This window comes from Alcanivorax profundi (assembly GCF_003597125.1).
In the GTDB taxonomy this organism is placed as follows: Bacteria; Pseudomonadota; Gammaproteobacteria; order Pseudomonadales; family Alcanivoracaceae; genus Alcanivorax; species Alcanivorax profundi.
On the sequence record NZ_QYYA01000007.1, the window covers coordinates 16,903 to 32,080 of the forward strand.

Sequence of the window (15,178 nt, forward strand, 5' to 3'; positions counted from 1 at the left end):
GCCCACATTCGGCGCCACCTTTTGTGGGTTCTATTTTTTGATTTTGATCTTCCTTGTAGCTTGAGGCTTGCCGCTGTCCTTAGTCCCCCGGTCGCCAGCCGTTGGTGATCGGATAACGCCGGTCTTTGCCAAAGGCACGGCGACTAACCCGGGGGCCCACCGCAGCCTGACGGCGCTTGTACTCATTGCGGTCGGTCAGTTTGACCACCTTGTAGACGTTATCACGGTCGAACCCATCCCGAATCACCGCTTCCGCACTCATGTCCTGCTCCACATAGCGCTCCAGGATCGCATCCAGCTCGTCGTAATCGGGTAGCGAATCACTGTCGACCTGATCCGGCGCCAGCTCCGCAGAGGGCGGGCGGGTGATGACCCTGTCAGGGACAATTTCCATCCCTGCCTTCTGGTTCCGCCAGCGACAAAGGCGATACACCATGGTCTTGAAGACATCCTTGAGGACGGCAAAGCCACCGGCCATGTCCCCGTACAAGGTAGCGTAACCCACTGCCATCTCGCTCTTGTTACCGGTGGTGAGAACCACCGAGCCGCTTTTATTGGACAGCGCCATCAACAGCACCCCACGACAACGGGCCTGCAGGTTTTCCTCGGTAGTGTCCTTGGCCAACCCCTCGAAAGCCTCGCCAAGAATGCCCATAAAGCCGTTAAAAGCAGGCTCAATAGGCATCACGCGATATTTCACCCGCAATGTGCGCGCCTGTTTTTCGGCATCTTCCAGACTCCAGGCCGAGGTATAGCGGAATGGCATCATGACCGCTTCTACCCGCTCTGGGCCCAGCGCATCGACAGCAACCGCCAGAGTCAGGGCCGAATCAATCCCCCCGGACAACCCCAGCAACGCCCCCTTGAAACCGTTCTTGTTGACGTAATCGCTAGTGGCGAGCACCAGCGCCTGGTAAATGCTTTCCTCAAGCCCCGGAACGGGCAACACCTCGCCGACCGGTTCGCAGTGCCCATCCGCACATTGCAGGTCCACGGGCACCAGCGCCTCATGAAAACTGGCCCCCTGCACACAGCGCTCGCCCTTGCTGTTACAGACAAAAGAGGCGCCATCGAACACCAGCTCATCCTGCCCCCCGACCAGGTTGCAATACAGCACCGGCAGACCGGTTTCACGACTGCGGGCTTCGACCTGCTCCAGACGCTCCGCCACCTTGTTGGCCCGGAACGGCGAGGCATTGAGGTTGAGCACCACATCCACGCCCGCCTGCTGCAACTGCGCAGCAGGCTCGGCATGCCAGATGTCCTCACAGATGGTCAGCCCCAGCGTCCACCCCTGCAGTTCAAAGGCGCAAGGCTTGTCGCCTCGCTGAAAGTAACGCTTTTCATCAAACACCCGGTAATTGGGCAGGTGTTGCTTGAAATATTCGTGCCGGGGGCCTTTGTCTCCCGGGAAAATCACCCCTGCCGCATTTCGGCGTAAACCATTACGCACCGCAGGGTAACCCAGCACGACGGGGACAGAGACTCTGGCGCCGATCTCCGCCAGCGCATCATCTACCCGACTGTTCAGGCTGGGTCGCAGCAGCAGATCCTCTGGCGGGTAGCCGGTCAGCATCAGTTCAGGAAACAGCACAAGGTCCGCCCCCAACAAACGCCGGGCTTCATCTGCTGCCGCAATAACCCGCTGGGCATTCCCTTCGATATCCCCCACCAGCGCGTTCTGCTGGGCCATGACTATTCGCATTTCAAGACCTGCTTTTCTGACTATTGGCCCGATCCGGCCACGATCGCCCCACCCTGTGCGGGCCGAGCTTTCCTCAAATGAGCGCTGATTGTACTCTTTAGCCAGCAATCCATGAATGCACCAACCAGCATAAAAACAAGGGGACAAGGATGGGGCTGATTCGCCTGCTGATCATCGCTGCACTGATATACCTTGCCTGGCGAGCGGCAAAACGCCTGCTTGCCGGCCCACAAGGCAAACCACCGGCGACACCAACCCAGTCCCAGAACATGCTGAAGTGCCAGCAATGCGGTGTCCACGTGCCCGCCAACGAAGCCTTCAGCCACAACGGCAAGCACTTTTGCTGCCAGGATCACCAGCGCCAGTATCTGGAACACCATGAATCCTAATCAACGTTGGACCCCGGCCCGCATCTATAACGTTTACCGGATTGCCATTGCCTGTGTCTTGATGCTGTTGCATTACGCGCCGGACAAACCGGTTATTGGCGCAGATTCCCAGAACCTGTTCGAAATAACCCTATTTCTCTATCTTGGCCTCGCGCTGGCATCTACCACCCTGGATTTCAAACACCGGTTGAGAGCGTTTCCTCGCTGGACGGAACCCTTCTCGCTCATCACCGACCTGCTAATGTTGACCCTGGTGGTACACGCCAGTGGAGGGCTGGAAGGCGGACTGGCGGTACTGCTGCTCGTCACCGTCGCTGCAGGCAACATTCTATTGCGAGGGCGTCTAGGGTATCTGATTGCCGCTCTCGCAACGCTCGCAGTCATGTTTGAGCAGTTCTACTTTTCGATCCAGACACAACTGAGCTCCCCTTTTGCTCTCACTGAATCCGGATTGCTTGGCATCGCTTTCTTCATGATCTCGGTGATCATTCAGCAAATTGCCGTACGGCTGGATCACAGCGAGCAAATTGCCCAACGGCAACGTGTCGCCATCCAGCGGCTGGAGGCACTTAACGAGCAAATCGTACAAAGAATGCGGACCGGTATTTTGGTCTTTGATCAAAAGATGCGAATTTTAATGTCAAACGAAGCCGCGGATAATCTTTTCAATATCCCAATGCAGGGCAACAAATTATCAGGCACTCTGTCTGATCTCTTTCAGCGTTGGCAGAACAACCCCCTACTCCCGCACACGACCCTGAAAGTTTCCGAGCAAAGCCCTCTGCTTAGTCCAAGGTTTGCCCAACTTGAAACCGGCCATGAATCGCTGACTTTGCTGTTCCTGGAAGATACTGCTCGTATTGCACAAGAAGCCCAACAGATGAATCTTGCTTCTTTAGGACGTCTTTCTGCCACGCTGGCACATGAAATCAGAAACCCGCTCAGCGCTATCAACCACGCAACCGACCTTCTGCTGGATGGCTCCCCCAGCGAAGAAGACAGCCAGTTGCTCTCGATCATTCGAAATCACGTGACCCGGGTAAATACCATTATTCACGATGTCCTGGACCTGTCTCGCCGTGGCAAGGGGAATGCTGAGCGCTTTGCGCTTCATCAACTTTTGCGCCAAAACGTCGACAACTGGATTCTTAATGCACCTCAAGCTGACATATCCCTGGCCTGCAGCCATGAAGTGGAAGTGCGTTTTGATCCCAGTCAGCTGACCCAAGTGATCGATAATCTGATCGCCAATGCGATCAAACACGGCGGACAAAATTGTACGGTGCAGCTATCCTGCGGCCACCATGACAGAACCGGACTCCCCTGGTTAAGGGTTCGTGACAATGGCAAGGGAATCAGTGCTGAGGCCGCACGATTCCTTTTTGAGCCATTTTTCACTACCGCCAGCGATGGCAATGGTCTTGGACTATATCTTTGCCGCGAACTTTGTCACGCCAATCAGGCCACACTGGATCTAGAGAACTATCCGGATGGTGCATCCTTTGTGATAACCTTCGCTCACCCGCAACGACAATTTCAATAACGGGGCCATTTATGACTGCCGAGACACCGCACGTACTGGTGGTTGATGACGAAGCCGATCTTCGTGAACTTCTGGTCATTACCCTTGGGCGAATGAAGCTGAAAGCAACTGCCGCAGAGAATCTTGCTTCCGCCAAAGAAAAACTCAGCAGTGGCAATTTTGACCTTTGTCTGACCGACATGAACCTGGGAGATGGCACTGGAATGGAGCTCCTCCAATTCATTTCCCGTCATTGCCCGGATATGCCTGCAGCCGTGATTACTGCCTACGGAAATATGGAAACCGCCACAGAAGCGATGAAGTTCGGCGCCTATGACTTTATTTCCAAACCTGTTGCCCTTGACCGCCTTCGCCAGCTGATCGAAGACGGGCTGGGCATCAGTGGCACAGAAGAGCACTCCGATGAAGAAGACAATCTCATCGGGGATGCCCCCGCCATGAAAGCCCTGAAAGCCCAAGTGCGTAAACTGGCACGAAGCCAGGCCCCCATTTATATCAGCGGCGAATCCGGTAGCGGCAAAGAGCGAATTGCCCGATTAATCCATTCCCTTGGCCCTCGCAGAGAGCGCCCATTTGTTGCGGTAAACTGCGGAGCAATCCCCTCCGAGCTCATGGAAAGTGAGTTCTTTGGCCACCGGAAAGGGGCATTTACTGGTGCAGTCGAAGATCGAAAAGGTTTGTTCAGAGAAGCTGACGGCGGCACACTTTTTCTGGATGAGGTAGCTGACCTGCCCTTACATATGCAGGTGAAACTGCTTCGAGCCATTCAAGAAAAGTCCGTTCGCCCGGTCGGCGAGGCCAAGGAATTCCAGGTCAACCTGCGCATTCTCTGCGCCACTCATAAAGACCTGTCCAGGGAGATGTCTGAGGGCCGGTTCAGGCAGGATTTATTTTACCGACTAAACGTTATTGAAGCGCATGTACCGCCGTTACGGGAGCGCCAGGAAGACATTCCCTCTCTGGTCGATCACATCCTAACGCGCTTAAGCAGAGCATGGGATATTACCGTCCCAACGGTGAGTACAGCCGCCATGAAATCGCTTTGCCACTATGCCTTTCCGGGCAATGTCAGGGAGCTTGAAAACACACTGGAGCGGGCCCTGACTCTTTGTGATGGCGTTGTTATCGATAAAGAGCATCTACGACTACAGGAAACCTCTCCGGTCGCAGCACCGCCTTCCGGCCCCTGGAACGAAACAAGTCAGCAGGTAGAGCGTCCCCCACAACTGCCCCTGGAAGAATTCCTTCAGGAAATTGAGAAAACCGAGATCCTGAAAGCGCTGGATGCAACCCACTGGAACCGCACCGCGGCGGCAAAAAAACTCGGGATGACCTTTCGATCGTTGCGCTACCGTCTTAAGAAGCTGGAACTTGATCGGGATGACGAAGGCAACGAATAACCAGATGGATCAATAGACGGCGCCACACCGCACAGAACCTGAGCCAAAAGCTCTGCCGTCGCCGGAGCGGCCACCAGTCCATTCCGGTAATGCCCCGTCGCAACATAAACACCATCGGCTCCAGGCACAGCACCAATAAACGGGTAGTCTCTGTCAGAGCCTGGCCTGACCCCGGCCCAATGGTACGCTGGGCGGGCCTTCTCAAGTTCTGGCATTAGCGTTTGGGCCAGCCTCTCCAGCCTGTAGCGTCCCGATACTGTGGGATAGAAACTGGCGTCCCCCTTTCTCAAGGTTGAGCCAACCAAGACAGCCCCATCATTTCTCGGGATCAAATAACCGGCTTCTGTCAGCAGAACAGACGAAACATCACCGGGGGACAGCTGGTACAACAACATTTCGCCCTTGGCCGGAAAGAGTGGCAGTTGCACACCCAGCTTTTCCAGCAACGCCCCTGTACCTGCACCCATCCCCACAACTGTCTTGTCTGCCCGCCACTGTCGCCCATCCTCCGCAAGGAAAATCACATTTCGTCCCTGCCTGCGAATGTCTGAAATTCTTGCCTTGTGGTTTTTTACACCACGAGCCAGCAGGCAAGCGCGCAGAGCTTTCAACAATCCCGGGTTACGAACATTGCCAAGCCCCGGGAAAAACACCCCCTCCAGCCCTTTCGCCATCATGCGGCCAGAGAGCCCGTCAGAGGACTGCGCCTCACAATTCAATCCCCATTCACTTGCCCAGCGCAAGGCTCGCTCTCTCTCCTTCTCATCCCCCTGAACCCACATACCATTCAAGTTCAGTAAACCGCCAGGAGGCGCGTAGCCATCACTCTCCAACATGCCAACCAACCGCCGATATCTGTCCACTCCATCGAACGTCAGCTGATTGAGAAGTGAAGAATGACGCCAGGCATACAGCGGCGAGAGGATCCCTCCGCCAGCCCATGAGGCAGGAGGCTGATCGCCCTCGACAATTGTCACACTTGCTCCGCGCTCCGTAAGCTCAAGCGCACTGAGAAGAGCGACAATTCCTCCACCTAAAACAAGAACATCTGACATGAATGATGACGACAATGGCTTATAGAAAGAGAGGCAACGGTACCACAGGCAACCTGAAAAAACCCGGCTAGCCTGATCTCCTGCTGAATACAGGAGTCATGGTTTATGCCCCACCCCATTTGCCGAGCCAACCTCGGCTTTACCCTCATGGAAGCACTCATTGCAGTAATGATATCGGTTATTCTGATGATGCTTTCCCATACCATCGTCACCCAACTGGTCCCCAAATATCAGGTCATCACCGCTGCCCATGCGATCAACAATTTCATGCTGGCAGCACGTGCAGGAGCCATGAGCAGCCACAATCACCGCATGCTTTGCTCAGGGGACAGTGGTTGCAAAAAGTTCACGCCTAGCCGCAGCCTGATTGTCGGAATGGACGCTAACGACAATAACGAACTGGAGAAGCACGAAATTCTCGGTGAATACAAATTACCCGGTGACACACGATTACACTGGAAGCGCTTTCGCGGTAACGCCCTGGTATTTAATCGCTACGGAATCAGTCACTTCCAGAATGGCAGCTTCTATATCTGCAATGAAACCGCAGCGAGAAGGCTGGTGATGAATTGGATTGGACGCACTCGCCTCGAGACGGTGCCAGTAAGCGATTGTCCAAATTAGAGAGAGGCCGCAGAAACACCACATGGTTCGAAAATGGAACCATGTGGTGCTTGCCTTACTTCCAGGAGGGATCAGTGGACATAGTACAAGACGATGCCACTTTCATGCAGGTCTCCCCTTGCTCATTGATCATGAAGGTTTCCGTACCGTTCATATTCTTGGAGGAAAGAGGCTCCGCCTTTAGTGTATAACTCTGCGGGTCACCCGCGGGCACGTTCACAGAGACGGTGTAGAACTCATTGCCTGTTCGGGAGGTAATTGCCGAATCTGCCGCTGCGCCATTATATGAGAAGTTCCGTGCCCGGAACGCCTCCATGGCCGCAGCAACATCCATCAATTGCCCCTTAACTGCAGCCTGCCGACTCGATTCCACATGAGCGGTGTAGCTTGGAAAAGCCACAGCCGCCAGCACCGCGATAATCAAAACGACAATAAACAGCTCAATAAGCGTGAAACCTCGTTGAAACCGACTCATTTGCGACAATCTCATTGAATGCCTCCTCATGGGCCTGGAGCCGCGGTGTCGGGCGATGCCTGATACCAGCGAGTCTTGCGTAACCCCATGTTTCCAAGGGTGTCGTCACCAACGACCTCGGTCCCCACAACCACCTTCACTTCACCGTCTTCATTGGTCAACAGGACCGGTGTGGGTGGCAAGGTTTGCTGTTTCAATTGCTCGCTTCTGTCCGCAACGGTGCCGTCATTATTGGTTACTGGAGAACCATCAATCAAACTGATCGTATGAATGAAGGATGTACCAAGACTGACCGCGCAAATGTTGTCCGGGTTGGTGCTGGCGACAGGAGAGTAGGTACTGAAGCGCACGATTCCATTGATAACCGAGGGGGATGACAGCGCTTTCTCTCCATCAAGGATAGACAGCTTGTAGAACCAGCCAGGTTTGGACGTATCTGCGGCCTCAGTGCCTGTACGGGAAATCTCACTCAAATCCCCAGTGGACAGGACAGAGTCCGGCGCAGAAGGATTACTGAATGCATTTTCGTCACGGAATACGAAGAATGCCTCCTCAGTATCTTTATCCTTCGGATGCGCACGATAACCAGAGCCAATGGCAACATACAGCACTTCGTTGAAGCCCTGTTTCACATAGGTAATCGCTGGCGCTTCGTAGAAACGACGGTTATCCGCACCGTTGCCGCCAAAATCGGCCAGGCGATGCACTGCCATTGCCTTATCGCCATCCTGATCGATATCAACACGGAACACCTGGCCACCCAGGTCGCCGAAATAGAGGTGGTCGGCAACACCATCAAGGTTTTTATCAACGACAGAAATGGAACCGGGAACGGCCCATTTCATGGCAGAAACCGTATCACCAGTGGCAGACCAGACCAGGTCACCGGTATTGGCATTCACAATGTAGATCGCATTACCCACTTCGTCTTCGCTGCTGCGATTTTCTGCATCGTAATCACTGGTGCGATCATGATCCGCCGAACTATAGCCACCACCAAATACCAGCACTGGCACCTTGCTATCGCCAACAGGAATCTGGGTTAGCGTCGGAGCCGACCAGGTTTGTCCCAAGTGCTCAAAATCACCAGCGCCTCCAGTAATCTGCCATTTGAGCTTTGGCGCATTCACATTGGATACGTCCAGCGCATAGTAACTGCGCCCACCGCGACGCATACCGCCATACAGGTAAACAGCACTCGGTGCACTTCCGGCCGTGGCGCCCGGCCGGCGCCAGGCGACCCAGCTACCATCAAGGCCGTACAGCTGACGCTTGTTATCACGAAGACCGGGTCGATTAATGGTGAACTTGTCCGCCTGAGTAATGAACTCATATGGCATGAACGTGAATTTTTCAGAACCATCTTTAGCATCAATGGCATGCAGCATGCCCGCATTAGTGGAGACAAAGACCACATTGTTTTGATCGTCCGCATCCTCGCTGGTACCACCATAGTTCACCAGCACCGGAACGCTGTGCATGGGATCGGCCCAAAGGTTCTTCATCTTGGACACAAAATCCTGAACCGTTTCATCACTTGCACCGGCATCGAGACCAAAGAAGGTTTTCGGTTTACCCTCGTCGGTATCGATTTTGGTCCAGTCGATCCTTGGCAGGGTAGTATTGGTACGGGTGTCGACATCGCTATAGAAAAGCTTGTGTCCACCAGCATCCAGTTCACCACGAGCACCGCCCTTGGTTGCGTCATAGCCGTCGGTTTCATCACTCCAGAAGCTCTTGGAGGTCGCACTAAAGTAGCCAGTATTGTCGCTGACTGCATTCCCGTTCTGGCCATGAATCTCAGAACCGACCAGCTCATATTTTTTCAGGTTTCCATCCCAGAAACTGCTAATGGCTGGCTGGAAAATGGAGTAGTAAAGCTGATCAAGGTGCTCAAAACGGTTCATCTGGTTTACCGCCACACCCGGGGATGACACTGAGCGCGACTGCTCGTCCACCAGATCAATAATTTTCATGAAGGCATTGGCAAGCGCACTACCTGAATCGGCATTATATGTATCGCCACCACCCGCCTCGGCCACGTCATCAAGGTAAATAACATTGTTGTTGTTCAATGCGTTTTCATTCATGTAAAGACCAACGGTGTAAGTCTTTACCTTCTTGTGATCTTCATAACTGTCTCTGTTCAGTGCTCCGGCAAGTCGATATTGGCAGGCATAACTTTCTGTGCCTGACAGGTTCTCATCCGATTCACCACAATCCGGCAGACGCTGGTCTCCATTAGGGTTGTCGTCAACGCCACGGTCACCACTAGGCTCACCATCGGTCATCATTACAATGTAGTTTCGCTCGCACTGGTTAGCACTATCCATGGGCGAAACATAATCACCATCCTGATAAATTTTGGCTGTTTTTGTGCAGGTGGTGGTTTGAGTACAGACGCGCTCCACTTTTGGGGCCCGTACCTGGAAGGAAATACTTCTCTCGTAATACACCGCAGGGCGACGCTCGAAAGACTGAGCTGTGCGCTTGCGATATTCATAGTAAGAGCAGAAGAAACCACAGCTCACCCTGCGACTTTCTTGTTCACAGTGCCCTCGTCTTTCTTCATTGTTTCGGCAAGTGAAGCGGTAATCCCCCCCGTTACGTGGCTCACCCCAGGAGCTCCAGGCGCTCCAGCTCGTAACATTACAGTAGTCCTCGGTGGCATCGCAGGTCTCACCATTTGGCAGAGCCTCATAATCGCCCTCATACCGCACTTCGCAATAATCCGTATTGGGGTTACAGGTTGTTGACCCACCACCCGGGGTTGGCGAATAGTCGCCGTAATCCTGGCGACAATTGTAGTAGCGATACTCTTCAGGAAGATTGCTGCAGTTGGTTACACTCGGCGCGTTGATCCAGGGCCCCTCATAGATAAGGTTCCCCTGGTAATCCCTGGCGTATTCGTCGTGGCAGTTTTCGTTGATATCCACTTCCACACAGGCTTCGGAGCTAAAGCCGTTACCGGTATTTGCTTCTTCACCAAGCATGTAGCGCGCCATTTCATTATAGGCATGAAAGGTGGGCGTCCCGCCCGTGGGAGAAATGGCATTCACTGCTATCTTGATGGCATCACGACCGCCAGCGCTCATCTCGGAGACCGGAAAAATCACATGCCCATCTTCTCCGTTTCTGAAACGACCAAGACCAAGATTGACCCTGTCGGGAAGGGCATCAACCATGTCGCTGAAAGCACGCTTGGTCATATCGATACGCGTTTCTTCTCCAGATTGACAATCTGACGTCTCACACCACGCCATACTTCCGGAGCTATCCAACATGACCAAAACATTCGCCGCCGGAGCATTTTGTGCGTTTTCCGTATCCGCATCGGCAAAGAAAATCTCGGTATCATCAGCATGAGCACCCAGCATGGGCAGCCATAAGGCAGCAACCATTAATGAGGCATATCTTTTCATTTTAATCATTGCTCAATCCCCCTGGCTTACTCAATTTCCGAACTCGGTCGAATCCCACGTTTCAGCAATTCCTGAATGTGAGCATCATCAATATTGAAAGCCGCCATACGGCTACTTCCCACGATTTGCACCTGGTAATCCACAAAAGTGCCGGCATTCCCGGTAGAGCTCAGCTGTGCACCTGAAATCAGCTGAAACCCGTTAACCTGAGACGTTGACGAAGCCTTGATAAGCCCCCGATTACCCAGGTAATCCGGCGCGCCACATACACCGACCTTGCGGGGATTACTGGCGGCCAGGCATCGAGTCATCACGTCGCCACCCAAAAAAGCGGACAAGTCTGTGGATGCCATATCGTCCAGCTCGGAATACGCCTCCACAATCGCGCTTTCAGCTGCCTCAAATACCATTGCATCTGCCTGCACACCCGTTGAGACCTTTGACGAGAACATACTGGTCTTCATTGCAGAAATTCCCAGCAAGGAAATTGCCACCAGAATCAGCAGTGCCACCAGCAATGCAGCACCTTCCTGCTTTTTCATTACCTACTCCTTAAACCTAGATGGCGTTCCAATCAAAGTTGCGAAGCCTGACGGTCATACTGATTGCCTTACGCATCGCCCGATCTTCGGGTTCATCATAGGCTTCGCCAAGGACATGAAACTTCCGATTACCATCACTGACCGGCAGAACGTTGTTTTCCCGTTTGAGCAACAGTCCCACCTTTACCGACACAACCGGTGTGTCAGCAGGGACAGAATCCGCATCGACATAGCGACTAGCCGCAAGCTCACCATCCGCAACGGTATCGATTCCGTATAGCACCTGAAAGCTTTCGACTCCGGGCACCAACTCAACGACCACATCCGTATCAATGCTGCCTTTGCAATAAAGGCTGCCATCGTCGACGTAGTAGGTAGAGGCCACTTCAACCCAGCCACCGGCATCATTACCCGCACAATCTGTCGTTCCGTTATAGGCCACCGTCAGCACATCGTTGTCTGCCCCCTCATCAGAAGCAGTAATTTCCGCACTCCAGTCGTCAAACAGCACCCCCATATCCTGGGTGGGAGTAACGGAGTCCCAAACCAAACCAGTCTTGCGTAGATCCCTTACCAGGAAACGCATAATTTGCTGGCTATCCTGTTGAAGCTGCGAGGCCGTCTGTTGAAGTACGAATGTTTTCTGGTTGGTTGTGAAAAGCTGGATTGCTGCAGCGGACACAATCAAGCCCAGCACCAGCGCGACCATCAACTCAACCAGACTGAAACCGTTCTGCCTGCTCACCGCGACACCTCCAACACCACACACGTCGCCGACTCATCGACATTAATGCCATCCGCCGTCAAACAGTCCGCTGGCGCCATCTTGCCCCAACTAACCACAACACAGCTCATGGTATTGCCATTACACTGGCTCACACGTACGCGGCCATTTGGCAACTGATTGCCCGCCAGCCAAGCCAATTGATCAATATCCAGAGTCGCCATCTGTTCCGACGTGCAGTCATTTGCCTGGCACCCTGTCTCTGGATCGCCTCCCGGGTTTACCGTGGCATTCGGCCAACTGTCCGGATCCAGATAAGTTGCGACCTCTGCGCGATTGGACTCGATTCGTTCGAGTGCATCCTGACCTATCAAGGTAGCCTGCGAACGGTTGTTCGCTTCTTCCGCCCCCTTGAGGGCCGCAAGTTGCAACCCGGCATAGCCCAGCACGCCTATCGCAAGAATCAGCAATGCCACCAGAATCTCGACAAGACCAATTCCTTTTTGAACGGAGAACCGCTGTCTTTTCATCATCGTTTTCATGGGTTGCAATCAACATCCTCATTACTGATTCGGCCTACGACAGACACAGAGATCAGTCTTCCGGTATCTCCCGCTTTGGGGTTACATAGCTGGAAGGCTGCGGGGGTGTTAGTGGTATAGCCATCTGATCGAAATACGGGGTTGTTTGCCCCCTGAGTCTGTGTAATCGCCACATCCTGGGCAGGCAGGAACGTCTGATTCTTTTCCTCACTGCCTGCCGGGTAGGTAACAACCCAACCACTTTCCCAATCACCAGCCGTCACAGGGGCTACCGTCACCTGCTGGCGCAGGCTGACCGATTGCATCTTCGCCAAATTCAAGGCAGTGATCAGATCGGCAGTGGACGTGCGCAAGGCATTGGAGGCAATCACCCCTTGATAAGAAGGGATAGCAAACGCCAGCAGCACGCCCAGCACCAACAACGACACCACCAACTCGACAATCGTGAATCCCGATTCCTGCTTGCTCATCCCTGCCCCAACAATTGTTCTAATTCGACACGGATATCACTTTAGCAATGCTCCGCCACTCATCAATCGAATGGGGACCAATGGGGGATTGACGGCTCCGAACGGTATAAGCTGCTGAAAAATAATGATTTTTGGTACTTTCGGGTGTGACAACACTCACACTTTAATCGTAGACCAGTGCTATTTACTGCTTAGCCACAGGGATCGGTCGTACGCACAGGGAATGAACGGTCAAAAACCGCAGACAGGCGTTACGGACGCAACGCCTTGGGCATGGAGAAACGGATATTTTCTTCGCGGCCGGGGATTTCCTGTGCCTCTTCGCCGCCATAGGACTTAAGGGTCGCGATGACTTGCTGCACCAGATCTTCCGGGGCGCTGGCACCGGCGGTGACACCGACAACCTTTTTGCCTTCCAGCCAGGCCTTGTCGATCTGGCCGGGCTCATCCAGCAGATAAGCCTCAGCACCGCAACGCTCGGCCAGTTCGCGCAGACGATTGGAGTTGGAGCTGTTGACGGAACCGACCACCAGCACAAGGCCACACTCCAGTGCCAACTGGCGAACGGCGTCCTGACGGTTGGTAGTGGCGTAGCAGATATCTTCGCGCTTGGGGCCGTGAATAGTGGGAAAGCGCGCCCGCAGGGCATCAATCACCTTGGCGGTATCATCCACACTCAGGGTGGTCTGGGTCACGAAGGCCAGCTTGTCCGGGTCACGCACCTGCAGCGCAGCCACATCGGCTTCGTCTTCCACCAGATAGATATCTCCGCCATGGGAGCGATCGTACTGCCCCATGGTGCCTTCCACCTCAGGATGCCCTTCATGGCCGATCAGAATGCTTTCACGGCCTTCGCGCGCGTAACGGATCACTTCCATATGCACTTTGGTGACCAGTGGACAGGTGGCATCGAACACCTTGAGATCACGCCGCTGCGCCTCCTGCTGCACCGCTTTGGAAACACCATGAGCACTAAAGATCACAATGGCATCATCCGGCACCTCATGGAGCTCCTCCACAAAGACCGCTCCACGCTGACGCAGATCTTCCACCACATAGCGGTTATGCACGACCTCGTGGCGCACATAGATGGGCGGGCCGAACACTTCCAGAGCCCGGTTGACGATGTCGATGGCGCGATCCACCCCGGCACAGAAGCCACGGGGGTTGGCGAGACGAATTTCCATAAGGCAGTGAACAGTTAACAGTGAAGAGTTAACAGCAAAAGGCTGCTACTACGAGTCTAACGGTTAATCCTGACACATTCACGGTCCGTGAGAGGCATCAATTCAATGTCACCGGCTGCTCCGGGGCATAGCGTTCCACCGCGATGATTTCCACTTCAAAGGTCAGGTCGCGGCCTGCCAAGGGGTGGTTGAAATCCACATAGACCCAGTCATCCTCCACCCGGCTGATCACGCCCGGCAACTCACCGCCAGCCGCATCGGCAAAGCTCAGCACCATGCCCGACTCCAGGGTGTCGTACTGAATAAAGGTGTCACGCGTGAAATGCTGTACGTTTTCCTCGTTGTACTCACCGAAGGCTTTTTTCGCCTCCAGAAATACGCTGCGTTTGTCGCCAGCCTTGAGACCGCGAATGGAACTCTCAAAGCCGGGCAGCAAGGACTCATCGCCCCACACGAAGGCCGCCGGCTCACCGCCGAAGGTGGAGTCCATTTCCGTGCCATCCATCAGGCGCACCGCAAAGTGCAGGGTGACCCGGGTTTCCGGGCCAGCGCGAAGAATCTCAGTCATGGCGCTTTTTCGCTCCCAGCAGCATGTCCAGCAAAATCAGGCCGGCACCAATGGTGATAGCCGTGTCAGCAATATTAAAGGCAGGGAAGTGGTAATCGCCCCAGTAGAAGTCCAGAAAATCCACCACATGCCCCAGTACCAGGCGGTCGTAGAAATTACCCAGCGCACCGCCAAGAATCAGTGAAAGCGCCACACCCTGCAGGGTTTCCGCCTTGGTCAGCCTCGCTAACCAGATCAGGATCATGACCGAGGCCCCCACTGCAATAGCCGTGAAGAACCATCGCTGCCAGCCACCGGCATCTGCCAGAAAGCTGAACGCCGCGCCACTGTTGTAGGCCAGCGTCAGATTGAAGTGCGGGAACACGTCCAGTCGCTCATAGAGGGAAAAACGGTCCACAATCATATGTTTGGTGATCTGATCCAGCACGATCACCACCGCGCTGAGCCATAGCCACACCAACTGGCCGGGGATCTTCGATGAGGTCATTTGTTTTCTACCGGGTTCATTCGCAGGGCGCTGTAACGGCGGAGA

General features: G+C 54.2%; 15 protein-coding genes. 4 read left to right on the forward strand and 11 right to left on the reverse strand.

The window, feature by feature from the left end:
- Window positions 1–79: 79 nt before the first annotated feature.
- The gene (locus tag D4A39_RS15920; RefSeq protein WP_119918538.1) at window positions 80–1,705 is read right to left on the reverse strand and encodes an NAD+ synthase; all 1,626 of its coding nucleotides are present in this window, start codon (window positions 1,703–1,705) and stop codon (window positions 80–82) included.
- Window positions 1,706–1,854: 149 nt separating this feature from the next.
- On the opposite strand from D4A39_RS15920, the gene D4A39_RS15925 reads away from it, so the two are divergent.
- From D4A39_RS15925 to D4A39_RS15935, 3 genes are read left to right on the forward strand one after another with little or no spacing between them, the layout of a single operon-like run.
- Entirely contained in the window at window positions 1,855–2,094 is a 240-nt protein-coding gene (locus tag D4A39_RS15925; protein ID WP_119918539.1) for a PP0621 family protein, read from the forward strand.
- Window positions 2,084–3,637 carry a sensor histidine kinase gene (locus D4A39_RS15930; RefSeq protein ID WP_022986416.1) on the forward strand — a complete coding sequence of 518 codons (1,554 nt, stop codon included), beginning with the start codon at window positions 2,084–2,086 and terminating at the stop codon, window positions 3,635–3,637. The genes D4A39_RS15925 and D4A39_RS15930 overlap by 11 nt, the downstream gene beginning before the upstream one ends.
- A gap of 11 nt (window positions 3,638–3,648) precedes the next feature.
- Window positions 3,649–5,037, forward strand: coding sequence for a sigma-54-dependent transcriptional regulator (locus D4A39_RS15935; protein ID WP_022986417.1), 1,389 nt, complete (start codon window positions 3,649–3,651; stop codon window positions 5,035–5,037).
- Here D4A39_RS15935 and D4A39_RS15940 read toward each other — a convergent pair.
- Window positions 4,986–6,092, reverse strand: coding sequence for an NAD(P)/FAD-dependent oxidoreductase (locus D4A39_RS15940; protein ID WP_119918540.1), 1,107 nt, complete (start codon window positions 6,090–6,092; stop codon window positions 4,986–4,988). The genes D4A39_RS15935 and D4A39_RS15940 overlap by 52 nt on opposite strands.
- 105 nt (window positions 6,093–6,197) lie before the next feature.
- On the opposite strand from D4A39_RS15940, the gene D4A39_RS15945 reads away from it, so the two are divergent.
- Complete coding sequence (locus tag D4A39_RS15945) at window positions 6,198–6,716, forward strand: GspH/FimT family pseudopilin (RefSeq protein WP_119918541.1); 519 nt, start codon at window positions 6,198–6,200, stop codon at window positions 6,714–6,716.
- Between the two features lie 55 nt (window positions 6,717–6,771).
- Here the strand turns inward: D4A39_RS15945 and D4A39_RS15950 are convergent, their stop codons facing one another.
- The 9 genes from D4A39_RS15950 to lspA form a co-directional block, all read right to left on the reverse strand.
- Entirely contained in the window at window positions 6,772–7,206 is a 435-nt protein-coding gene (locus D4A39_RS15950) for a type IV pilin protein (protein ID WP_022986419.1), read from the reverse strand.
- A gap of 11 nt (window positions 7,207–7,217) precedes the next feature.
- Window positions 7,218–10,622: a PilC/PilY family type IV pilus protein gene (locus D4A39_RS15955; RefSeq protein WP_119918542.1), complete on the reverse strand. Its 3,405-nt coding sequence runs from the start codon at window positions 10,620–10,622 to the stop codon at window positions 7,218–7,220.
- Window positions 10,623–10,639: 17 nt separating this feature from the next.
- Entirely contained in the window at window positions 10,640–11,155 is a 516-nt protein-coding gene (locus tag D4A39_RS15960) for a PilX N-terminal domain-containing pilus assembly protein (RefSeq protein WP_022986421.1), read from the reverse strand.
- Window positions 11,156–11,171: 16 nt separating this feature from the next.
- Window positions 11,172–11,900 carry a PilW family protein gene (locus tag D4A39_RS15965; RefSeq protein WP_022986422.1) on the reverse strand — a complete coding sequence of 243 codons (729 nt, stop codon included), beginning with the start codon at window positions 11,898–11,900 and terminating at the stop codon, window positions 11,172–11,174.
- Entirely contained in the window at window positions 11,897–12,421 is a 525-nt protein-coding gene (gene pilV, locus D4A39_RS15970; RefSeq protein WP_022986423.1) for a type IV pilus modification protein PilV, read from the reverse strand. Before pilV ends, D4A39_RS15965 begins: the two co-directional genes overlap by 4 nt.
- The gene (locus D4A39_RS15975) at window positions 12,418–12,891 is read right to left on the reverse strand and encodes a GspH/FimT family pseudopilin (protein ID WP_022986424.1); all 474 of its coding nucleotides are present in this window, start codon (window positions 12,889–12,891) and stop codon (window positions 12,418–12,420) included. The genes pilV and D4A39_RS15975 overlap by 4 nt, the downstream gene beginning before the upstream one ends.
- A 251-nt stretch (window positions 12,892–13,142) precedes the next feature.
- Window positions 13,143–14,078, reverse strand: coding sequence for a 4-hydroxy-3-methylbut-2-enyl diphosphate reductase (gene ispH, locus D4A39_RS15980; protein ID WP_022986425.1), 936 nt, complete (start codon window positions 14,076–14,078; stop codon window positions 13,143–13,145).
- A 97-nt stretch (window positions 14,079–14,175) separates the two neighbouring features.
- A complete protein-coding gene (locus D4A39_RS15985; protein WP_022986426.1) occupies window positions 14,176–14,646 on the reverse strand; it encodes an FKBP-type peptidyl-prolyl cis-trans isomerase in 471 nt (156 codons plus the stop codon).
- Window positions 14,639–15,133 carry a signal peptidase II gene (gene lspA, locus D4A39_RS15990; protein WP_022986427.1) on the reverse strand — a complete coding sequence of 165 codons (495 nt, stop codon included), beginning with the start codon at window positions 15,131–15,133 and terminating at the stop codon, window positions 14,639–14,641. Before lspA ends, D4A39_RS15985 begins: the two co-directional genes overlap by 8 nt.
- Between the last annotated feature and the right edge of the window lie 45 nt (window positions 15,134–15,178).

Excerpts from the sequence above, each read along its gene's own strand:
- D4A39_RS15920 (WP_119918538.1), bottom strand. The coding sequence starts at position 1,705 with ATGCGAATAGTCATGGCCCAGCAGAACGCGCTGGTGGGGGATATCGAA.
- D4A39_RS15925 (WP_119918539.1), top strand. The coding sequence starts at position 1,855 with ATGGGGCTGATTCGCCTGCTGATCATCGCTGCACTGATATACCTTGCC.
- D4A39_RS15930 (WP_022986416.1), top strand. The coding sequence starts at position 2,084 with ATGAATCCTAATCAACGTTGGACCCCGGCCCGCATCTATAACGTTTAC.
- D4A39_RS15935 (WP_022986417.1), top strand. The coding sequence starts at position 3,649 with ATGACTGCCGAGACACCGCACGTACTGGTGGTTGATGACGAAGCCGAT.
- D4A39_RS15940 (WP_119918540.1), bottom strand. The coding sequence starts at position 6,092 with ATGTCAGATGTTCTTGTTTTAGGTGGAGGAATTGTCGCTCTTCTCAGT.
- D4A39_RS15945 (WP_119918541.1), top strand. The coding sequence starts at position 6,198 with ATGCCCCACCCCATTTGCCGAGCCAACCTCGGCTTTACCCTCATGGAA.
- D4A39_RS15950 (WP_022986419.1), bottom strand. The coding sequence starts at position 7,206 with ATGAGATTGTCGCAAATGAGTCGGTTTCAACGAGGTTTCACGCTTATT.
- D4A39_RS15955 (WP_119918542.1), bottom strand. The coding sequence starts at position 10,622 with ATGATTAAAATGAAAAGATATGCCTCATTAATGGTTGCTGCCTTATGG.
- D4A39_RS15960 (WP_022986421.1), bottom strand. The coding sequence starts at position 11,155 with ATGAAAAAGCAGGAAGGTGCTGCATTGCTGGTGGCACTGCTGATTCTG.
- pilV (WP_022986423.1), bottom strand. The coding sequence starts at position 12,421 with ATGAAAACGATGATGAAAAGACAGCGGTTCTCCGTTCAAAAAGGAATT.
- D4A39_RS15975 (WP_022986424.1), bottom strand. The coding sequence starts at position 12,891 with ATGAGCAAGCAGGAATCGGGATTCACGATTGTCGAGTTGGTGGTGTCG.
- ispH (WP_022986425.1), bottom strand. The coding sequence starts at position 14,078 with ATGGAAATTCGTCTCGCCAACCCCCGTGGCTTCTGTGCCGGGGTGGAT.
- D4A39_RS15985 (WP_022986426.1), bottom strand. The coding sequence starts at position 14,646 with ATGACTGAGATTCTTCGCGCTGGCCCGGAAACCCGGGTCACCCTGCAC.
- lspA (WP_022986427.1), bottom strand. The coding sequence starts at position 15,133 with ATGACCTCATCGAAGATCCCCGGCCAGTTGGTGTGGCTATGGCTCAGC.